The 19,605-nt window shown below is 70.0% G+C and carries 18 protein-coding genes and 2 tRNA genes; 10 read left to right on the top strand and 10 right to left on the bottom strand.

Features of this window, described 5'->3' with window-relative positions; genetic code table 11:
- Positions 1–82: 82 nt before the first annotated feature.
- Positions 83–1,546: a metal-dependent hydrolase family protein gene (locus tag F6X51_RS09575; protein WP_150963007.1), complete on the bottom strand. Its 1,464-nt coding sequence runs from the start codon at positions 1,544–1,546 to the stop codon at positions 83–85.
- A 659-nt stretch (positions 1,547–2,205) separates the two neighbouring features.
- Positions 2,206–2,280, bottom strand: a tRNA-Gly gene (locus F6X51_RS09570).
- A gap of 207 nt (positions 2,281–2,487) precedes the next feature.
- On the opposite strand from F6X51_RS09570, the gene F6X51_RS09565 reads away from it, so the two are divergent.
- From F6X51_RS09565 to F6X51_RS28965, 5 genes are all read left to right on the top strand, one after another.
- Complete coding sequence (locus F6X51_RS09565; protein ID WP_150963006.1) at positions 2,488–3,162, top strand: Maf-like protein; 675 nt, start codon at positions 2,488–2,490, stop codon at positions 3,160–3,162.
- Complete coding sequence (gene yacG, locus F6X51_RS09560) at positions 3,159–3,344, top strand: DNA gyrase inhibitor YacG (protein ID WP_246696725.1); 186 nt, start codon at positions 3,159–3,161, stop codon at positions 3,342–3,344. The genes F6X51_RS09565 and yacG overlap by 4 nt, the downstream gene beginning before the upstream one ends.
- Positions 3,345–3,479: 135 nt before the next feature.
- A tRNA-Phe gene (locus tag F6X51_RS09555) sits at positions 3,480–3,555 on the top strand.
- Between the two features lie 391 nt (positions 3,556–3,946).
- Positions 3,947–4,243, top strand: a complete 297-nt coding sequence (locus tag F6X51_RS28970; RefSeq protein WP_322098522.1) for a hypothetical protein — start codon at positions 3,947–3,949, stop codon at positions 4,241–4,243.
- 89 nt (positions 4,244–4,332) lie between these two features.
- Positions 4,333–4,578 carry a hypothetical protein gene (locus F6X51_RS28965; RefSeq protein ID WP_322098521.1) on the top strand — a complete coding sequence of 82 codons (246 nt, stop codon included), beginning with the start codon at positions 4,333–4,335 and terminating at the stop codon, positions 4,576–4,578.
- A gap of 61 nt (positions 4,579–4,639) precedes the next feature.
- Here F6X51_RS28965 and F6X51_RS09545 read toward each other — a convergent pair whose 3' ends face one another.
- From F6X51_RS09545 to F6X51_RS09525, 5 genes are all read right to left on the bottom strand, one after another.
- Positions 4,640–4,930, bottom strand: a complete 291-nt coding sequence (locus F6X51_RS09545; protein WP_150963005.1) for a formate dehydrogenase subunit delta — start codon at positions 4,928–4,930, stop codon at positions 4,640–4,642.
- A 4-nt stretch (positions 4,931–4,934) separates the two neighbouring features.
- Positions 4,935–7,796, bottom strand: a complete 2,862-nt coding sequence (gene fdhF / locus F6X51_RS09540) for a formate dehydrogenase subunit alpha (RefSeq protein WP_150963004.1) — start codon at positions 7,794–7,796, stop codon at positions 4,935–4,937.
- Positions 7,797–7,807: 11 nt separating this feature from the next.
- The gene (locus tag F6X51_RS09535) at positions 7,808–9,367 is read right to left on the bottom strand and encodes a formate dehydrogenase beta subunit (protein WP_150963003.1); all 1,560 of its coding nucleotides are present in this window, start codon (positions 9,365–9,367) and stop codon (positions 7,808–7,810) included.
- Positions 9,364–9,834, bottom strand: coding sequence for a formate dehydrogenase subunit gamma (locus tag F6X51_RS09530; protein WP_150963002.1), 471 nt, complete (start codon positions 9,832–9,834; stop codon positions 9,364–9,366). The genes F6X51_RS09535 and F6X51_RS09530 overlap by 4 nt, the downstream gene beginning before the upstream one ends.
- 192 nt (positions 9,835–10,026) lie before the next feature.
- On the bottom strand, positions 10,027–10,332 hold the full coding sequence (locus tag F6X51_RS09525) for a hypothetical protein (RefSeq protein ID WP_150963001.1): 306 nt from the start codon (positions 10,330–10,332) through the stop codon (positions 10,027–10,029).
- Positions 10,333–10,569: 237 nt separating this feature from the next.
- Between F6X51_RS09525 and F6X51_RS09520 the strand changes: the two genes are divergently transcribed.
- On the top strand, positions 10,570–11,175 hold the full coding sequence (locus tag F6X51_RS09520) for a sulfite oxidase-like oxidoreductase (RefSeq protein WP_150963000.1): 606 nt from the start codon (positions 10,570–10,572) through the stop codon (positions 11,173–11,175).
- A complete protein-coding gene (locus F6X51_RS09515) occupies positions 11,168–11,884 on the top strand; it encodes a ferredoxin reductase (RefSeq protein WP_150962999.1) in 717 nt (238 codons plus the stop codon). Before F6X51_RS09520 ends, F6X51_RS09515 begins: the two co-directional genes overlap by 8 nt.
- A 7-nt stretch (positions 11,885–11,891) precedes the next feature.
- Here the strand turns inward: F6X51_RS09515 and F6X51_RS09510 are convergent, their stop codons facing one another.
- Positions 11,892–12,986: a calcium:proton antiporter gene (locus F6X51_RS09510; protein WP_150962998.1), complete on the bottom strand. Its 1,095-nt coding sequence runs from the start codon at positions 12,984–12,986 to the stop codon at positions 11,892–11,894.
- A 291-nt stretch (positions 12,987–13,277) separates the two neighbouring features.
- Here F6X51_RS09510 and F6X51_RS09505 point away from each other — a divergent pair, with 291 nt between their 5' ends.
- Positions 13,278–14,996, top strand: coding sequence for a DEAD/DEAH box helicase (locus F6X51_RS09505; RefSeq protein WP_150962997.1), 1,719 nt, complete (start codon positions 13,278–13,280; stop codon positions 14,994–14,996).
- A gap of 133 nt (positions 14,997–15,129) precedes the next feature.
- On the opposite strand, the gene F6X51_RS09500 is transcribed toward F6X51_RS09505, so the two are convergent.
- On the bottom strand, positions 15,130–16,032 hold the full coding sequence (locus tag F6X51_RS09500) for a hypothetical protein (RefSeq protein ID WP_150962996.1): 903 nt from the start codon (positions 16,030–16,032) through the stop codon (positions 15,130–15,132).
- 188 nt (positions 16,033–16,220) lie between these two features.
- Entirely contained in the window at positions 16,221–17,237 is a 1,017-nt protein-coding gene (locus tag F6X51_RS09495; RefSeq protein WP_150962995.1) for a DUF6925 family protein, read from the bottom strand.
- Between the two features lie 254 nt (positions 17,238–17,491).
- Between F6X51_RS09495 and F6X51_RS09490 the strand changes: the two genes are divergently transcribed.
- Positions 17,492–18,925, top strand: a complete 1,434-nt coding sequence (locus tag F6X51_RS09490) for an ATP-binding protein (protein ID WP_150962994.1) — start codon at positions 17,492–17,494, stop codon at positions 18,923–18,925.
- Positions 18,922–19,596, top strand: a complete 675-nt coding sequence (locus F6X51_RS09485) for a response regulator (protein WP_150962993.1) — start codon at positions 18,922–18,924, stop codon at positions 19,594–19,596. The genes F6X51_RS09490 and F6X51_RS09485 overlap by 4 nt, the downstream gene beginning before the upstream one ends.
- Positions 19,597–19,605: the final 9 nt, after the last annotated feature.

The raw sequence follows: 19,605 nt of genomic DNA, 5'->3' as shown, positions 1-19,605 counted from the left end.
TGTAGGCGTCCTTCAGAAACAGACGGGAGCCGAGGCAGAACGACGCTACGCACGAAAGATCAACTGGACCAGAAAACGGCCATTACGGTCCGAGAACGTCCTTGTAGAGGACGCCGGCCTTCATGATCATGAGGAAGTTCTTCGCGGGGTCTGCCACGAGCGTGATGTCCGCGACAGGATTGCCATCCACGAGCAGCAAATCGGCGAGTGCCCCGTCCTCAACCACCCCGAGTTTGCCAGGATAGGGGTTGCGCGGACCGGACAATGCGAGGAGTCCGGCATTGCCGCTGGTCGCCATGCGCAGGATCTCGGCGTTGCCGTACCAATGGGTCAGATGGGTCAGCATGGTCCCCTGGCGCGCCGTCAGCGTATCGGAGAACAGCAGGTCCGACCCGAACGCCGTCTTGACGCCATGCGCCTTCGCCAGCCGATACGCAGTGTCCGTGCCGGCGAAGACCTGCTGCATCTTGGCGCGGCTCGGACCGGTCAGCGGGGCCGAGTCCTCCTCTCCAAGAAAGGGCTGGATGCTCAGCCAGATATCCTTCTCCGCCATGAGCGCGGCGGTCGCGTCGTCCATCAGGTGCGCGTGCTCGATGCACCGCGCGCCGGCGGCGATCGCCCGCTGGACGGTGCGCGGCGTGTAGGCGTGCACTGCCACATAGGTGTTCCAGTCCTCCGCGACCGCGACCGCCGCCCTCAGGTCGTCCAGGCCGAACGTCGTCATGTCCAGCGGGCTGCGCGGGGTGGAAACGCCGCCGCCGCCCACGACCTTGATCTGCGAGGCGCCCTGCAGGAGTTGCTCCCGCGCGCGAAGCCGCAACTCGGCGGCGGCGTCTGCAATCGCGGCGGCGCCGGTCCTCTCCAGTGCACTCACCGGACCGCCAACACTCCTCGGGAGGTCGGATAGCGGCCGCATGTCACCGTGTCCGCCGGTCGTGGTCAGCATCGCACCCGATGGATAGATCCGGGGGCCCGTTGCCAGGCCCTGGTCGATCGCCTGCTGCAGCGGGAAGGCGGGGCCGCCGAGGTCCCGGACCGTGGTGAAGCCTCGCATCAAGGTGCGCCGTGCTTCCGCTGCGGCGGCGAGGAAGACGTAGCCGAGGTCTGCCGTCAGCGCGGACGCCAGCGGCAGACCAGCGAACAGGCAGTGCCAGTGCGCATCGATCAGGCCCGGCATGAGGACCCGATTGCCGCAATCGATGACCCGCGCGCCGTCCGGGGCAGGGTGATTGCCGCTCGCCAGGGCCTTGACCCTGTCCTTCTCGACGAGGACCTGGAGACCCTCTCGCAGCGCGTCAGACCGGCCGTCGAACACGCGTGCGTTCGTGAACAGGATGGGCACTTGCGGCGGTACCGGCGCCGGCTGTGCGACGCCGCCGCTCGGCAGGCCAGCTGCCGAGACCGCGGCCGCGATGCCGGTGACGAAGCCGCGACGCGACAGGTTCGTGCCGAGCCGCCGCGTGAGAGACCGGATCTCTGGCCGGTGGCAGAGGCAACCGCTGTCATGGGCTGGAACGGCCTCGTCGCCCGACGTGCATGACAGCATGTCGACCTCGCGCTTTACCCGCTGTGACCGGCGCTGCGACGACGGATCAGCGGTCGCACCACAGGCCATGTCATCCAGGACGCGCTGAAGCGTGACGTCAAGCGGCGGCGTCCAAGTGGTCGAAATCCGACACTCGGCACCCACGCCTGAGCGCCGCCGCCAAAACCACGCATCGACAGAGCGCGCCGACGTTGCCGGCAACACGGCAGTTCAGGAGAATCGAGGGCTGTCGATCTTTCCGTCCTGGATTGTCGTCCGCTGGGACCGGAGTAAAAAACTGTTCTGGCAATGCTAGAAGTCTCAATAAAAGCGTTGCCGACTTCGTAGCTTGAACGATCTGGGGCCTTCAGCAAGCGACCTCAAGTACTCGGCGATTCGGACAAGTAGCAGTCTCTCGAATTTCGGCGAGGCGACGCTCACGCTCCTGAGAAAAATCCGGATCCAGAGGCACCATGCGCATCAGCGCTGCAGCCCGGCGGAGCTCCGGAGCCCGCATGGGGAGTGCAACCTCCGCCAGAGCCTGTCCCTACCGATGAAGCCGACGCATCGTCGATCGCCCTCGAGACGACGTTCCTCGCGTCGGGGAAGGTCCAGGGAGCGATGGGGAACACCTTGACCATACGAGCCGCCTGATAGGGCAGCCAAATCAAGGATTCGGGTGGAGCGGGCGATCGGGATCGAACCGACGACATTCAGCTTGGGAAGCTGACGTTCTACCACTGAACTACGCCCGCATCCGGCGCCGGCGAGACCGGGCCGCGTGCCGCCGCCGGGCGGCGACACGGGCGGACCATACCAGAGCGTATCGCGTTGTCCACGGCCTCGGAGGTTCACCGGGCCCCGCTCCACGCGAGACGTTCACATCGGCAGCGCTTTCCAGTACTGCTCCCCGGCCCTTGCCGCACCGTCCGGGCGCCGCGACGGCTTGCCGTTGGAGACAGATGGACACGACTTCCGCCCCCGAGGGCCTGGCCGCGCCGCCGAGCGATGTCACCCCGCGTCGAGCCCGCCTCGTCCTCGCCTCCGCGTCGCCCCGCCGCCTCGCCCTGCTTCAGCAGGCCGGGATCGAACCGGACGCGCTCCTGCCCGCCGATGTGGACGAGACGCCCCGCAAGGCGGAATCGCCGCGCGAACTGGCGCGACGGCTGGCGCGGGCGAAGCTCGAGGCCGCGCAGGAAGCGGCGCGGCGGCGCGAGGACATGCGCGACGCTTGGCTTCTGGCGGCCGATACCGTGGTGGCCGTCGGGCGCCGCATCCTGCCGAAGGCCGAGATCCCGGACGAGGCCGCCGATTGCCTGCGCCTGCTCTCGGGGCGGCAGCACCGGGTCTACACCGCCATCTGCCTGCTCTCGCCCAAGAATGCCCGCCGCGAGCGGATCGTCGAGAGCCGGGTCCGCTTCAAGCGCCTCTCGGGCCGGGAGATCGAGCGCTACCTCGCGTCCGGCGAGTGGCGTGGCAAGGCCGGCGGCTACGCCATCCAGGGACTGGCGGGCTCCTTCGTGGTCAAGCTCGTCGGATCCCACAGCGCCGTGGTCGGGTTGCCGCTCTACGAGACGGTGAGCCTGCTCGAGGGCGAGGGGTTCCCCGTGCGCGAGAGCTGGGGAGGGCTGGCGTGACCCCGCCTCCGAAGAAGCCGGCGCCCTGCCCCATCTGCGGCCGCCCCGCCGTGGCGGCGTTCACGCCCTTCTGCTCGGCACGATGCTCCGACGTCGATCTCGGCCGCTGGCTGAGCGACCGCTACGTCATCCCGGCGGAGGATGAGGACGGCACCGATCCGCCGCCCGAGCGTTCGGAATAGCCGCCGCGATCGGTTGCCGGAAATCCCGCGGTTGCCGGAAATCCCGCCCAAAAACGCGCACGACGAGGCTGGACAGGTCCCGCCTCTCTCACTATACCCCCGCTCCAGCCGGCGCCGTCAGGCGCCTCGGCGGACGCCCAGGTAGCTCAGTTGGTAGAGCATGCGACTGAAAATCGCAGTGTCGGCGGTTCGATTCCGTCCCTGGGCACCACTTTTCTGATCAGCCTCGATCCGGCGAAAGAGGCGCGCATCCGGCCTTGCGTTCGCTGATCCGTGATTAATCGCTTCGGCGAATACGTTTCGGAAGCCGCGTTATTCTTCCGCGCACGCGCGTTCGACTGGCCGATGGTCGGGCCGCCGCGAAGGTGCTGACCGACTTGGTCTTGCATTTGCCCAGCGATCTCCGTGGACCTTCTGGACATCCCTGAATGCCTTGCGCTGCGCGTGTGACGCGACGCAATCGCAAGATGGATCATAGGTTTAACTAAAAACATAAGGTGTATCTTGAAGTTCAGGTTCGAGCACATTGTGATCCGCGGGATAGGGCTGCCATCTGTCGAACCGGGAGCCCTTGACTGCATCGCCGTGACGACGCGGCCACCTTGCTGACAGCCAGTGCGGCCCTGGCCGCAACACGCACCGTCGTCGCCCAGCCGACGCCGGCCGCCGCGCTCCCGACACCGGCTGATCCGCACATGGAGACGAAGGCCGGGCTGTTCCTCGAGAACACGACCCGAGACCCGAGCACGGAATCCGGCCGTGCACGCCACAAGGCCTTCTGGCGGGCGGAGGTGATCGAGCAGGTCACCCTCGCCAACGAGATCGACGGATCTAGGGGCCTCGGGGCACCGGAGCCGACCGGTAGCCTTTTGGCCCGGGCGGTGTCGCCGGCGGTCTGACCGCGGCGCCCACGGCGCTGGCGATCGGCGTGGCGGGTGCCACGGTCGGCCCCCTTGGCGGCGCGCCCGGGATACCCCAGGGCGGTACAATGACCATCGACGCGAAGGCGCAGATCCTGTGGCAGCTCACCAATCTGCAGCCCGGCCCGCACGTCGCCGCCTTTAGCGCGTCCCTTCAGGGCCGTCGCGACGCGCAGGCGATCCACGGCACCTGCTCCGAGAGCAGCGAGGATCCGGGGCCGCGCCGCGTCGCGCGCGGCGCCCTGCCGCTGATCGACGAGCCTGTCGCGCGGTTATTGCGGATGAAAACAGCCATGGTCCGCCCGGCCGGCTGAGCCGCGGACGAGGGTCGAGGTGTCGGAACGGGGCCGGAGGCCAGGCCCGTTCCGATCGGATCTAGCCCGCGTCGCTCGCGCCGGCGCCGAGGAGTTGCGGGTTGCGGGTTGCGGCCCGCACCGGGCTCTCGGCCTGGGGCGTGCCGTCGAGGGCCCGGCGCACGAGGTCGTCGAGGGCATCGCCGGCGCTCGCGGCGCGGTGTTCCAGGGTCGCCCGCATCTTCGGGGTCCAGAAGGCCACGATGTGCTTGTGGATGCCCGCCACCGCCTCCTCCTCCGGATAGGAGCGGAAGAAGGTGGCGATCTGGTTGGCCATGCGCACCAGCTTGTCGGCGTTGGAGGTCGCGCTCATCGGCTCACTCCGCCGCGTCGAGTGTCTGGGCGATGCGCGTCAGGGAGAAATCCTCCTCGAAGAACCGGGCCTGCCAGTCGGAGGGCCGGTTCGTGCGCCGGACCTGCACCGCCGTCACCTTGTATTCGGGACAGTTCGTCGCCCAGTCCGAGTAATCCGTCGTGATCACGTTGGCGCCGGTCTTGGCGTGGTGGAAGGTCGTGTAGACGACCCCGGGCTGCATCCGCTCGCTGACCCGCGCCTTCAGGGCGATGTCGCCCGAGCGGCTCTCCAGCGCCACGAGGTCCCCGTCGACGATCCCGCGGGTCTCCGCGTCGAAGGGATGGATTTCGAGCACGTCCTCCTCGTGCCAGCGCGAGTTCTCGGTGCGCCGGGTCTGCGCCCCGACATTGTACTGCGACAGGATGCGCCCGGTGGTGAGGATCAGCGGGAAGCGCGGGCCGGTGCGCTCCTCGGTGGCGACGTACTCGGTGATCATGAACTTGCCGAGGCCGCGCACGAAGCGGTCCACGTGCATCATCGGCGTGCCGAGGGGCGCCTTCTCGTTGCACGGCCACTGGACCGACCCGAGGGCATCGAGCTTCCCGTAGGAGACGCCGGTGAAGCTCGGGGTCAGGCTCGCGATCTCGTCCATGATCTCGGAGGGATGGGTGTAGGCCATCGGGTAGCCGAGGGCGTTGGCGAGCAGGATCGTGCCCTCCCAGTCACCGTAGCCGCCCATCGGCGGCATCACCTTGCGCACGCGCGAGATGCGGCGCTCGGCATTGGTGAAGGTCCCGTCCTTCTCGAGGAAGGAGGCGCCCGGCAGGAAGACGTGCGCGTACTTGGCGGTCTCGTTGAGGAAGAGGTCCTGGACCACGATGCACTCCATCGCGGTCAGGCCGGCCGTGACGTGGTGCGTGTCCGGGTCGGACTGGGCGATGTCCTCGCCCTGGATGTACAAGCCCTTGAACGCGCCCTCGACGGCCTCGTCGAGCATGTTGGTGATGCGCAGGCCCGGCGCCGCGTCGAGCTTGGCCCCCCACAGAGCCTCGAAGCTCTCGCGCGTGGCGTCGTCCGAGACGTGGCGGTAGCCCGTGAGCTCGTGCGGGAACGAGCCCATGTCGCAGGAGCCCTGGACGTTGTTCTGGCCGCGCAGCGGGTTCACCCCGGCGCCGACCGTGCCGATGTTGCCGGTGGCCATGGCGATGTTGGCCATGCCCATCACCATGGTCGAGCCCTGGCTGTGCTCGGTGACGCCGAGGCCGTAATAGATCGCGGCGTTGCCCCCCGTCGCGTAGAGGCGGGCGGCGGCGCGCAGTTCCGCCGCATCGACGCCGATGCGGTCCGCCTGCGCCTCCGGCGCGTGCCGCTCGTCCGCGATGAAGCGCGCCCAGGATTCGAAGTCGCCGAGGTCGCAGCGGGCCCGGACGTAATCCTCGTCGATCAGGCCCTCGGTGACGATGACGTGGGCGAACGCGTTGATGAAGGCGACGTTGGAGCCGGGCTTCAACGGCAGATGGTGGTCGGCCTTGATGTGGGGCGATTTCACCAGGTCGATCCGGCGCGGATCGGCCACGATGAGGCGGGCGCCCGCGCGCAGGCGCTTCTTCATGCGCGAGCCGAAGACCGGGTGGCCATCCGTCGGGTTCGCGCCGATGACGAGGATCACGTCGGATTCGTCGACCGACTTGAAATCCTGCGTGCCGGCCGAGGTGCCGAGCGTCGACATCAGGCCGTAGCCGGTCGGCGAGTGGCAGACCCGGGCGCAGGTGTCGACGTTGTTGTTGCCGAAGGCGGCGCGCACGAGCTTCTGGACGAGATAGGCCTCCTCGTTGGTGCAGCGCGACGAGGTGATGCCGCCGACCGAATCCTTGCCGTAGGCGGCCTGGATCCGCTTGAACTCGGAGGCCGCCCGCCCGATCGCCTCCTCCCAGCTGACCTCGCGCCAGGGATCCGTGATCTTCTCGCGGATCATCGGCTTGGTGATCCGGTCCTTGTGCGTGGCGTAGCCGTAGGCGAAGCGGCCCTTGACGCAGCTATGGCCCTCATTGGCCTTGCCGTCCTTGTAGGGCACCATCCTGACGACCCGGTCGCCCTGCATCTCGGCCTTGAAGGCGCAGCCGACACCGCAATAGGCGCAGGTCGTCACCGCCGAATGCTCCGGCTGGCCCATCTCGATGATCGACTTCTCCTGGAGCGTCGCGGTCGGGCAGGCCTGCACGCAGGCGCCGCAGGACACGCATTCCGAATCCATGAAGTTCGTCGGCCCCGACGCGACGCGGCTGTCGAAGCCGCGGCCCGCGATGGTCAGCGCGAAGGTGCCCTGCGTCTCCTCGCAGGCGCGCACGCAGCGATTGCAGACGATGCATTTCGACGGGTCGTAGGTGAAGTACGGGTTCGACTCGTCCTTCGGCAGGTACTTCTCGGAGGTCGGCTTGACGTGGTTGTCGCCGTCATAGCCGTACCGCACCTCGCGCAGACCGACGGCGCCCGCCTGCGTTTGCAACTCGCAATCGCCGTTCGCCGCACAGGTCAGGCAGTCGAGCGGGTGATCGGAGATGTAGAGCTCCATCACGCCCTTGCGGAGCCTGGCGAGCTTGTCGGTCTGCGTGCGCACCACCATGCCGTTCTCGGCCGGCGTGGTGCAGGAGGCGGGGGTGCCGCGGCGGCCCTCGATCTCGACGAGGCAGAGACGGCAGGAGCCGAAGGGCTCGAGGGAATCCGTGGCGCAGAGCTTCGGGATCTGCGTGCCCATCGTCATGGCGGCCGCCATGACGGAGGTGCCGGCGGGGACCGTCACGGACATGCCGTCGATCGTCATCGTCACGGTCTGGTCCGAGACGCGGATCGGGGTGCCGTAGTCGATTTCCTTGATGAGGCTCATGGGGAGGTTCCTCACTCCGCCGCGATCGGCAACTGGCCGCCGCGCGAAAAATCTTCCGGGAAATGCGTGATCGCGCTCATCACGGGCATCGGGGTCAGGCCCCCCATGGCGCAGAGCGAGCCGTCGGTCATGACCTCGCAGAGGTCCTCGACGACCTTGAGGTTCTCCGGGACGCGAAGCCCCGCGATCACCTTGTCCATGGTCTCGACGCCGCGGGTCGCGCCGATGCGGCAGGGCGTGCACTTGCCGCAGGATTCGGTGGCGCAGAACTCGAAGGCGAAGCGGGCCTGGGCCGCCATGTCGACGGTGTCGTCGAAGACCACGATGCCGCCGTGGCCGACGAGGCCCTTCTTGGCCGCCATCGCCTCGTAGTCGAGGGGCGTGTCGAGGAGCGCGTCCGGGAAGTAGGCCCCGAGCGGGCCGCCGACCTGAACCGCCCGCACCGGCCGACCGGAGCGCGTGCCACCGCCGAAATCCTCGATCACCTGGCGCAGCGTGAGGCCGAAGGCGTACTCGATCAGGCCGCCGTGCCTGACGTTCCCGGCGAGCTGGATCGGCAGGGTCCCGAGGGAGCGGCCCTGACCGTAGGCCGCGTAGGCCTCGGCGCCGTGCTCGAGGATCCAGGGCACGGCCGTGAAGGTCATGACGTTGTTGACGAGGGTCGGCTTGCCGAGGAATCCCTTCAGGGCCGGGATCGGGGGCTTCGCCCGCACGATGCCGCGCTTTCCCTCGAGGCTCTCGAGGAGGGAGGTCTCCTCGCCGCAGATATAGGCGCCGGCCCCAAGGCGGACTTCGAGGTGGAACGCGCGGCCGGAGCCCATCACGTCGTCGCCGAGCACGCCCGCCCGAAGGCCGTTGGCGATGGCTTCCTTCAACGTCTCGAAGGCTTGTGGGTATTCCGACCGCAGATAGATGTAGCCGCGGGTCGCGCCCACCGCGATCCCCGCGATGGTCATGCCCTCGATCAGGTTGAAGGGATCGCCCTCCATCATCATCCGGTCCGCGAAGGTGCCGGAATCGCCCTCGTCGGCGTTGCAGACCACGTATTTCTGGTCCGCCTCCGCGAGCATCACGGTGTTCCACTTGATGCCCGCCGGGAAGCCCGCTCCGCCGCGCCCGCGCAGGCCCGATCCCCGAACCTCGGCGACGATGCCCTCGGCGTCGCGCCTCAACGCGGCTTCGAGGCCGCGATAGCCGCCATGCGCGCGGTAATCCGCGACCGAGACGGGATCGATGACGCCGCAGCGATGGAAGGTCAGGCGGTGCTGGCGCGCGAGGAACGGGATCGTCTCCGGGTCGCCGAGGCGGAGCGGGTGCGCGCCGCCGAGCGTCAGGCCCGCTTCCAGCAGCGCATCGACGTCGCTTGGCGTCACCGGCCCGTAGGCGATGCGGCCCTCCGGCGTGGCGACCTCGACCATCGGCTCCAGCCAGAACAGGCCGCGCGAGCCGGTGCGGACGATCTTGATATCGAGACCGCGGCGCTCGGCGCCGGCGAAGAGCGCGCGGGCGACGCGGTTCGCGCCGAGGCCGAGGGCGACCGCATCGCGCGGAACGTAGAGGGTGATGCTCATGCCCGGCTCTCCGCGAGGGCGGCCTCGAGCCCGTCGATCGTCAGGTGCGCGACGGGCTCGCCGTCCACGAGGGCCGCCGGGCCGTTGGCACAGAGACCGAGGCAGTAGACCGGCTCCACCGTGACGCCGTCGGCCGTGGTGCCGTGCCAGCCGACCTGGAAGCGGGACAGGATCTCGCCGTGCAGCCGGTCGGAGCCCATGGCCTGGCAGGCTTCGGCGCGGCAGAGCTTGACCGCGTGCCGGCCGGCCGGATGTGCGCGGAAATCATGATAGAAGCTGATGCAGCCGTGCACCTCGGCGCGCGACAGGTTGAGGGCGTCCGCAATCAACGGGACGGCCTCGGCGTCGACGTAACCGAACGCCTCCTGCAGGGCGTGCAGGATCGGGAGCGTCGCACCTTCGAGATGTGCGTGGTCCGACACGATCCCGACTGCGCGGCTTGCATTCCAAGGCTCGTAGCTTGGCATGAATTTTCCTGCCCAGATTGGTCTTGTTCTAAGACCGATTGGAACAGGCATACCAAGTGTATTCAATCAAGCAGACCGGTCGGACGACAACGGACGCCTGTCGAACGAGAACTATCGTGCAGGGCGCGCGAACGCAGTCAGCCCCGAGCCGGGGCTACGGGGCTAACGGAAACGGTGTGCGGTGGGCTGCGCTTATTCGCAGACGCGGATGCGCCGGAAGATCACGTCGCCGTAGGGATCGACGTAGCGGCGGCGCTCGAAGTGGCAGACCGGACCGACCTCCTCCTCGACATAGACTGGCGGCGGGGCGCGGTAGACCGGGCGGCCCGGGTAATAGCCGTTCTGGGAGGAGGCGATGGCGCCCCCGACCGCGAGACCACCGAGCACGCCGAGCGCCGCGGCGCCGCCGGCGCCGATGCCGTCGCGTGCCTGGGCGGCGGGTGCCGCCGCGAGCGCGAGACCACCGGCCATCAGCGCGGTGGTGAGAAGCCTGTTCATCGTTCAACCCCTTCTGGGACGCCGTGTCGGATTCGAGCAGGTTACGGCGCAGATCTGAAGAAACAGCCTCGCCATTGGGGCAATTGTTCGGCACGACTGCACGTGGCGGCCCGCGACATCATCCGCCGCGCCGCGCTGTGTGCCGTCCCCGCCTTGACGGCCCGACGCATTCCGGGTCGAAACCGACGAGCGGGCCGCGGCGTTCGGCTGAGGTGCCCGCCGCGAGCGAGGTTTTGCATGGCCACACGAGGTTTCACCGGGCGGCGTCCGCCCGAGGCGACGCGGGAGCGTCTTCCGCCCGGACAGTACCTCACCGAGGACTTTCCGGTGCTGCAGCTCGGGCCGACGCCCCGGATCGACCTCGACACCTGGCACTTCACCCTGCGCGATGGTCCGAAGCCGGTGAAGCGTTGGGACTGGCAGACGTTCCACGCCCTGCCCCGAACGCGCTGGGCCGGCGACATCCACTGCGTCACCAAGTGGTCGAAGTTCGACACGGCCTGGGAAGGCGTGAGCTTCGACGACCTGCTGGCGGATGCCGGCCTCGCGGCGCCGACGGAATTCCTGCTGGCGGAGGGCTATGACGACTACACCACCAACGTGCCGGTCGCCGACCTCACTGGCGGCAAGGCCATGGTGGCGACGCATTTTAACGGGGCTCCGATCCCGCCCGACCACGGCGGCCCGGCGCGGCTCCTCGTGCCGCATCTCTACTTCTGGAAGAGCGCCAAGTGGGTGAAGGGCCTGCGCTTCACCCGTAAGGACGAGGCCGGGTTCTGGGAGTTGCGGGGCTATCACATGTACGGCGATCCCTGGCGCGAGCAGCGCTTCACCGGTGACTGATCCGGCGGACCTGCGCTGGCAGGAGGCCGTCATCGCCGAGATCGCCTCCGTGACCCCGCGGGTGAAGCGCTTCCGCCTGCGCGTCCCCTTCTCCGACCGCTTCCGGCCGGGCCAGCATGTGGACGTCCGGCTGACCGCGCCGGACGGCTACCAGGCGCAACGCAGCTACTCGATCGCCTCGGCGCCGGACGCGTCGGGCCTGATCGAGCTGATGATCGAGCGTCTCGACGAGGGCGAGGTCTCGGGTTTCTTCGCCGACATCGCGGAGGTCGGCGACACGATCGAGCTGCGCGGCCCGATCGGCTCCTTCGTGTGGGAGCGGCGCGACGGCGGCCCCCTCCTCCTCGTCGCCGGCGGCTCCGGCGTGGTGCCGCTCCTGGCGATGCTGCGCTACCGGGCGCTCGCCGCGCCGGGGGTGCCCGCCCTCCTGCTCTATTCCAGCCGTACGCGGGAGGCGATCATCGCGCGGGCCGAGCTCGAGGAGCGCGCCCGCCGCGAGCCCGGCTTCGCGCTGAGGCTCGTCCTCACCCGCGAGCCCGGAGGCCGCCGCATCGATCGCACGGCGATCGAGGCGGCCCTCGCCGACCTCGGAGCCCCGGCCCACGCTTTCGTCTGCGGCGCGAATGCCTTCGTGGGCGCGGTCTCCGACCTGCTGCTCGATGCCGGCCTCGCACCGCGCGCGATCCGAACTGAGCGCTTCGGCGGCTGAGCCCGGCTCAGGGGCTGAAGATCAGCACGACGTAGACGAAGAACAGGATCAGGTGCACGGCGCCCTCCAGCACCGTGGTGCGCAGCCCCGAGAAGGTCAGGGTGCTGAGGATCAGGGTGACGGTCAGCAGCGCCATCTCGGTCGGCTTGAGCCCGAGCACCACCGTCTGGCCGGTGATCAGCCCCACCGCGAGGATCGCCGGCACCGTGAGGCCGACCGTCGAGGTCGCGGCGCCGAGGCAGAGATTGATCGCCCGCTGCAGCTCGTTCCGGGCGATGGCCTTGAGGGCCGAGATCGCCTCGGGGGTGAACACGATCGCGGCGATGAGGACACCGCCGAGGGCCGAGGGCGCGCCGAGCGCGGCGATGCCGTGGTCGAGGATGGTGGCGAGGCTCTTCGAAAGCAGCACGATCGGCAGGATATTGGCGATCAGCAGCACGAAGTGCCGGAGGATCTGCCCGGCTTCGGGGGGCGGCCGCTTCGGGGCATCGGCGGCCGTCGCCGCGCCCGATTCCTTGAAGAAGTCGCTGTGGCGCCCGGTCTGGATCAGCAGGAACACGCCGTAGAGCGCCACCGTGAAGACCGAGAACGTCACCGCCTGCAGGGTCGTCAGCGTGCCGTCCGAGGTGGAGGTCGTGAAGTTCGGGATGACGAGGGCGATGGTGGTGAGCGGGATGATGACGGCCAGGAAGGCCGAGGCGCCCTGGAGGTTGTAGGATTGCTGGTGGTGCCGGATGCCGCCGATCAGCAGGCCGAGCCCCACGACGCCGTTCAGCACGATCATCAGCACGGCGAACATCGTGTCGCGCCCGAGGGTCGGCGCGTCCTTGGCCGAGAGCATCACGGCGGAGACCAGCACCACCTCGATGACGACGATCGACAGGGTGAGGACCAGGGTGCCGAGGGGCTCGCCGAGGCGCTCGGCCAGTTCCTCCGCCTCGTGCACCACCCCGAAGGCCGCCCACAGGATCGCGCCGAGGAGCCAGGCGAACAGCCCGGTCGCCCAGAGCGGCGAGGCGAGGTCGGCGAGCCAGCCCTTGCCGAACCAGGTGAAGGCGCCGACCGTCGCCCAGGCCACCACCAGTCGTAAGATGCCACCCATCGCCGTCCCGTTCCTCCGCGCCCCGATACCGCCCGTCCGGCCGACCACGGCCGCTCCCGCCGCGGTCGGACAAGCTGGGCAGGATCGAAAAGGTTGCGGACGGTCGGCGATCTCGCGAAACCGTGCCTGTGCAACGCAACTGGCCCATGCAGCGCGGGTGATGGCGCCGGACGCGCGGAACGCGTAGAAGCACGCCTTCCGCACTCGATTCGAGACCGGTCTCTCTCCGTCCGCCCATCCGGCTTTGCCCGTGCCGCGTCGGATGGGCCGCCGGCGTTGAAAGCCCGTTCCGTGCCGTTTCCTATCCTGCCCGCCCCCTTCACGCGGGCGCTCGCCGAGCGCGACTACAATGACCCGACCCCGGTGCAGAGCGCCGTGCTCGAAGCCAATGCCGAGGGCCGCGACCTCCTCGTCTCCGCCCAGACCGGTTCCGGCAAGACCGTCGCGTACGGGCTCGCCATCGCGTCGACGCTCCTCGGCGAGGCCGAATCCCTGCCGCCGGCCGCCGCACCGCTCGCCCTCGTGATCGCGCCGACGCGCGAATTGGCGCTTCAGGTCCACCGCGAATTGTCCTGGCTCTACGCCAAGGCCGGGGCCCGCGTGATCGCCTGCGTCGGCGGCATGGACCCGCGCCGGGAGCATCGGGCGCTCGCCGAGGGCGCCCACATCGTGGTCGGCACGCCGGGGCGCCTGCGCGACCATATCGAGCGGCGCAACCTCGACACGCGCGCCCTGCGTGCCGCGATCCTCGACGAGGCCGACGAGATGCTCGACCTCGGCTTCCGGGACGACCTCGAGTTCATCCTCTCGCAGACCCCTGAGACCCGCAGCACCCTGCTGTTCTCCGCGACGCTGCCCAAGGCCATCGCGGCCCTCGCCGAGCGCTACCAGCGCGATGCCCTGCGCATCGCCGTGAAGGGGCAGGAGCGCGGCCATGCCGACATCGCCTACCGGGCGATCCGCGTCGTCCCGCGCGAGATCGAGCACGTGGTGCTGAACGTCCTGCGCGAGGCCGACGCGCCGACCGCGATCGTGTTCTGCAACACCCGCAACGCCGTGCGCCACCTCCAGGCCGGACTGACCGAGCGCGGCTTCTCGGCCGTCGCCCTCTCGGGCGAGCTCGGGCAGGGCGAGCGCAACGCGGCCTTGCAGGCGCTCCGGGATGGCCGGGCGCGGGTCTGCGTCGCCACCGACGTCGCCGCCCGCGGCATCGACCTGCCGACGCTGAGCCTCGTCATCCACGCCGACCTGCCCCACGACGCCGAGGTCCTGCAGCACCGGAGCGGCCGCACCGGCCGTGCCGGCCGCAAGGGCACGAGCGTGCTCCTCGTGCCGAACTCCCGCCGCCGCCGCGCCGAGCAGATGCTGGCGGTCGCCAAGATCACGCCGGAATGGGCCGGCCCGCCTTCGGCCGACGAGATCCGGCGGCTCGACGGCGAGCGCATGCTCAAGGATCCGCTCTTTACCGAGCCGCCGGCCGAGGAGGATCTGGCCATCGCCGAATCGCTGCTCGCCCAGCGCTCGCCGCAGGAGCTCGCGGCCGCGCTCGCCAAGGTCTACCGCACCCGCCTGCCCGCCCCCGAGGACGTCACCGATCCGGGCGATACCGGGCCGCGGCGCGCCACCGGCCGACTCCCCTACGATCCCGCCGATGCCGAGCGCATCGATGCCATGGGCCCGGCGGTCTGGTTCCGGCTGAATCTCGGCCGGCGCGACAATGCCGATCCGCGCCGCCTGCTGCCGATGCTGACCCGTCGCGGCGGCATCGACCGCCAGGAGATCGGCGCGATCCGTATCTTCGACCGGGAGACGAAGTTCGAGGTGCGCGGCAACGCCGCGAGCCGCTTCGCCGCGACCTTCGCGCGCAACGGCTCTCCGGAGATCCAGATCGAGGCCCTCAACGGGAATGAAGGGCCGGCTCCCGAGCGCAAGGGCCCGAAAGGCTTCAAGAGCCCGCGCGCCGGCAAGCACACCCGCGAAGCCGGCAAGAAGCCGCGCAAGCCCGACTGACGCCGGCCATCAACGATACGGACCTTCGGAGACCGGACCAGAACTTTGGTCAGGCCCGGACGCGGCCGAGCGCGCGGATCCGGCCTGCGGTCCCTCGGGCCGACCGAGCGCGGGGAGCGCCGACGGCGGCCCGCTAGAACTTCTCCGGGATACCCCGAACCGCGTCGCCGAGCGCCTCGACGCTCTCGCGGATCTTGCGTCCGGCCGGCGCCAGCGAGGGCAGCTTCAGGCCGAACACTTCGGTGGTCTCGGGCTCTGGCTCCGCGAAAGCCTGCGCTGGTGCGGCCTGGGCGACCGCGGCGGGCTTGGCCTTGGGGTCCGGCTTGGGCTTCGCCGCGACCGCCTTGACGGCCTTCGCGGGCTCCGACGCGGGCCTGGCCGCCTCGGGCGGAAGGGCCGCGAAGCTGCTCTCGGCGGATCGCGCCCGCACCGTCTCGGCGCGCAGCGGGGCCACCGGGGCGGCGGTACGGGTCGGACCGAGGACCGGCGCGTCGCGGCCCGGTCCGATCACCGCGGCATTCTCGATCATCGGCGGCCGGCGGGGCGGCGATGGGAAGGACGAGCCCTTGGCCGCGGGCATTGCCGCGATCGCAGCGTTCGACTTGCCGGAGGGCACCTTGGCGAAGGGCACCTTGGCGGCCGGCGTCATGGCGGCCGGCGCTTCGGCGGGCGGCGCGAGGCTCGGGCGCAGGGCGTTGTCGGTGGCCGGCGTCATCACCAGCGGCACGTCCGGGTCGGCGCTGGCGATCTTCGCGAGCGTCGCGGAATCCGCGGCCGGCAGCGCGATCGGCTGCGCGGGGCCACGCGCCACGAGATCGGGGACGCCGTCCTTCAGGTCGGGCCAGTTCGCCGCGATGCGGCTGACCGGCATCGGGGGCGGGCCGGCGAGGCCGGAGAGCAACGCATTCGCGGTGACGGACAGGCCCACGATCCCGCCGATCCCGAGGCTGCCGAGGATCAGCAGACGCCCGAACGGGGGCTTCCCGGGCTTCGTCTGCGGGCGAGTCTCGGATGGGTCGATCGCGATAGACATCATCGGGCGGGGTCTCTTAACGCTACGTGCCAGGAAGGACCGGCTCCCCCATTCGCCGGTCCCGGAGCGCCGAGGGCGGGACGGCGCACCGTTTGGCCGATCCCGGGTGCGGCAAAGGCGCCACCGGCACAGGCTATCGGTAGACGAAGTGATGATGACAATGCGGCGCAAAGATGTCCGCAGCCGCAGCTTCAGTCATCATCAACGGCTGACTCACAGCCTTTCTGTAAAGCCCGGACGATTAAGGGATCGTATCTCGGAGAGACTTCAGGTGTCCCATCACGGACCGTGAGGCGATCTTTCGAGCGCCTTGGCGCCGCGTCGCGATGCGCGGCTTGGGCACGCGCCACGCGCTCGGCCGCCCGGGTCCAGCGGTCCGGCGGCGTCGCCGGCCGCGGGCCGAGGCCGCCCGCATGGCGCTTCGCGGCCACCACATGCGGGATCCCCCAGCGCGACAGCAGCACGTCGAAGGCGGCGTGGCGTGCGGGATCGAACGGGACCGGATCGCCCATGGCGGTCTTGGCGGGATGGGGCGGCAGGAGATGCGCGACGGGCACGATCCCGCTCGGGATCGGCGCGGTGGCGGCGTGGGTGCGTCGCAGGCGCAGCATGTGGGGAGCGAGAAAGACGCGCGGGCCGAGCGGATCCCGGAAGGGATCGCCGAAGACCTCGATCCGCCCGAGCGGTCCGGAGACGATCCAGGCGAGATCGCCCGGAGCGGCCGGGTTCAGGGCCGGGTCGTCCGGCGCCAGGAAGCCCCCGCCGTGGGCCGCGCGCAGGCGCTCCAGCGCCGCCGCCCCCCGCGCCCGCACCGCCATTGCGGCTTGGCCGAGACCCAGTCCGAGATCGAACAGCGGCGCATCGCGATCCTCCGCCCAAAGGGCGTCCTTGTCGGGTCCGATCTCCGTCACGGCGACCCGCCCCGGGCCGGCGCAGGCCGCTTCCGGCAGGCAGAGGGCGACGGCCTGGCTCCAATCCGCCCCGAGGGCGGTCTCGTAGGCGACGGGCACGAGGTCGTCGCGGGGGCGGAGCCCGATGCCGCCGCGCGGGGTCACGTGGCCGAGGCGACCGTCGTCGAGGGGCGCGCGCCATTCGTCCGCGGCCCAGCGGAACGCCGCGAGCGCCCCGAATGCGCCGAGCGTCCAGCCGGTCTCGGGGTCGTCCAAGGCGGACCGGATCAGGCCGCCGATCTCGGGCTCGAAGGACATCGGTCCGTGGCTACGCCCGCGGGGGCCGTCGCTCAAGTCGGGCACCCGGTCACCTGTGGACCCGCGCGGCCGCGACAGTCTCGATCGTGGACATCAGCTTCGGGCTTTGTCACGGTCCCGCGCCGGCATCCGCGAGCACCGTCGATGATCCCGGATCACCGGACGGGCTCTGTCCCGTCGATTCAACTTTCGGCTGCGCGGGGAACTGGCAGCCCATTCGGCCGAACATGCTCCCGAGGCCCCTTCCCCACCCGATGACGAACGAAGCCGGTCCGGCCCGGACCATCCCGCCGGCGTTCCGCCGCGCCCCCGGCTGGGCCGGATGGTCGACGCGCACGCGGATGCTCGTCGTCGTCCTGGCGATCGACGTGATCGCCGCCCTCGTCTCCTGCGGCGTCATCGTCTTGAACGCGCGCTCGGCCGTGAAGGTCGAGACGCGGGCCTCGCTCGCCACCGTCGAGCTGCTCGTCGCCGACACGATCCGCCTGTCGCAGACCGCCTCCCGCGAGAGCCTGCTGCGCACCCTCGACCTGCGCTTCCAGGCCCTGCGCCACGTCAGGGTCGCCGTGCTCGACGCGGAGGGACAGGACGTGCGCCTCACGGTGCCGCGCCTGCGCTCGGACAAGCACGTCGCGCCGAGCTGGTTCGCCCTGCTGATCGCCCCGACGATCCAGACCCACGTCCTGCCGATCGTGGCGGGGGGGGCGCGCATCGGCACCGCGCAGATCACGACCGAGCCCCTCGACGAGATCGACGAGGTCTGGGGCTACGCCGTCGCGCTGTCGCTGACGACGCTCGGCATCAACCTGGCGATGCTGGCGGCGCTCTATCTCGCCTTCGGCCGCGTTCTGGCCCCCCTCGGCCGCCTCGCGCACGGCCTGACGCAGCTCGAGCGGCACGATTACACTGCCCGCCTCGACGCGGAGGGCCCGCCCGAGATCGCCGTCATCGCCGAGCGCTTCAACCGGGTTGCGGAGGCTTTGACCGAGGCGCGCGCCGCGAACGGCCGCCTCAACCGCCAGCTCCTCACGGCCCAGGACGACGAGCGCCGCCGCACCGCGCTCGAGCTTCACGACGAGTTCGGTCCCTGCCTCTTCGCGCTCGAGGCCAACGCCGCCTCGGTGACCCGGATCGCGCAGGGCGCCGGGGAGCCGGACCGCGGGCGCCTCGCCCAGCGCGCCGCCGATATCGGGATGATCGTCCATCAGGTGCAGACCCTGAACCGGGACCTCCTGAACCGTCTGCGCCCGCACGCCCTCGGTCAGGTTCCGCTGGCCGATTGCCTCAATCTCCTCCTCAGGGATTTCACCCGGCGCCATCCCGGAACCGCCTTCACCGGGACGTTCGACGATCTCGCCCGTGGCTACGGAGATCTCGTCGACCTCACGGTGTTCCGCTGCGTCCAGGAGAGCATGACGAACGCCGTCCGGCACGGTTCGGCACGCCACGTCCGGGCGGAGGTGCGCGACCTTGACGGGGCCGCCCTCTCGGTCACGGTCGCCGATGACGGCAGCGGTCTTGCGCCGGAGCACGGGATCGGGCTCGGGATTTCCGGGATGCGGGAGCGCGTCGGCGCCCTCGACGGCACGTTTGCTCTTGACAACGCCGCGCCCGGCACGGTTGTGCGGATCAGCATCCCGCTTGATCCCGAGCGGGGAGACGACATGCAGCAGAACGTTTCGTCATGAACGCCATCGCGTTGAACACGGCCGCCGCGACGTCCCGGACCCCCGTTCTCGTCATCGACGACCATCCGATCGTGTTGCAGGGCTGCCGGCGCGTGCTGGAGGATGCCGGCATCGAGACGATCGCGGAGGCGACGAGCGTGGTGGCCGGCTACCGGCTGTTCCACCGTCTGCGCCCGCCCGTGGTGGTCTGCGACCTCACCTTCCAGGGCAGCGGCCTCGCCGGCCTCGGCCTCATCCGCCGCATGCGCGCGGTCGAGCCGAAGACCCGCATCCTGGTCTTCAGCATGCACAACGATCCGGTGATCGTCTCTCGCGCCCTCGAGGCCGGCGCCCTCGGCTACGTCCTCAAGGACCACGCCTCGGGGGAGCTGTTCGAGGCCTTCGAGCGGGTGCGGGCGGGCGAGGTCTATCTCGACCGGCGCCTCGCCACCGAGGTGGCGATGCTGCGCACGGACGCGCGCCGCACGCCGGAATCGCAGCTGACCCCGCGCGAGCAGCAGATCCTGGCGCGGCTGGCGCAGGGCAAGTCCTACGGCGCCATCGCGGCCGACCTGTCGGTGAGCTACAAGACCATCACCAACGCCTGCTCCCAGATGCGTCAGAAGCTCGGCGTGCGCACCCTCGCCGAACTCATCCACGTCGCGGTCACGCAGGCGCAGCGCCAGGGCTGAGGCTCCTCC

This window comes from Methylobacterium planeticum (assembly GCF_008806345.1).
Classification (GTDB): domain Bacteria; phylum Pseudomonadota; class Alphaproteobacteria; order Rhizobiales; family Beijerinckiaceae; genus Methylobacterium; species Methylobacterium planeticum.
This window is presented reverse-complemented; position numbering and strand designations above follow the sequence as displayed.

Bases quoted from the DNA above. Each gene is read 5' to 3' on its own strand.
- F6X51_RS09530 (WP_150963002.1), bottom strand. From the start codon at position 9,834: ATGCCAAGCTACGAGCCTTGGAATGCAAGCCGCGCAGTCGGGATCGTG.
- fdhF (WP_150963004.1), bottom strand. From the start codon at position 7,796: ATGAGCCTCATCAAGGAAATCGACTACGGCACCCCGATCCGCGTCTCG.
- F6X51_RS09525 (WP_150963001.1), bottom strand. From the start codon at position 10,332: ATGAACAGGCTTCTCACCACCGCGCTGATGGCCGGTGGTCTCGCGCTC.
- F6X51_RS09510 (WP_150962998.1), bottom strand. From the start codon at position 12,986: ATGGGTGGCATCTTACGACTGGTGGTGGCCTGGGCGACGGTCGGCGCC.
- F6X51_RS09485 (WP_150962993.1), top strand. From the start codon at position 18,922: ATGAACGCCATCGCGTTGAACACGGCCGCCGCGACGTCCCGGACCCCC.
- F6X51_RS09545 (WP_150963005.1), bottom strand. From the start codon at position 4,930: ATGAGCGCGACCTCCAACGCCGACAAGCTGGTGCGCATGGCCAACCAG.
- F6X51_RS09535 (WP_150963003.1), bottom strand. From the start codon at position 9,367: ATGAGCATCACCCTCTACGTTCCGCGCGATGCGGTCGCCCTCGGCCTC.
- F6X51_RS09490 (WP_150962994.1), top strand. From the start codon at position 17,492: ATGACGAACGAAGCCGGTCCGGCCCGGACCATCCCGCCGGCGTTCCGC.
- F6X51_RS09575 (WP_150963007.1), bottom strand. From the start codon at position 1,546: ATGCTGTCATGCACGTCGGGCGACGAGGCCGTTCCAGCCCATGACAGC.
- F6X51_RS09495 (WP_150962995.1), bottom strand. From the start codon at position 17,237: ATGTCCTTCGAGCCCGAGATCGGCGGCCTGATCCGGTCCGCCTTGGAC.
- F6X51_RS09520 (WP_150963000.1), top strand. From the start codon at position 10,570: ATGGCCACACGAGGTTTCACCGGGCGGCGTCCGCCCGAGGCGACGCGG.
- F6X51_RS09500 (WP_150962996.1), bottom strand. From the start codon at position 16,032: ATGATGTCTATCGCGATCGACCCATCCGAGACTCGCCCGCAGACGAAG.
- F6X51_RS09565 (WP_150963006.1), top strand. From the start codon at position 2,488: ATGGACACGACTTCCGCCCCCGAGGGCCTGGCCGCGCCGCCGAGCGAT.
- F6X51_RS28965 (WP_322098521.1), top strand. From the start codon at position 4,333: ATGACCATCGACGCGAAGGCGCAGATCCTGTGGCAGCTCACCAATCTG.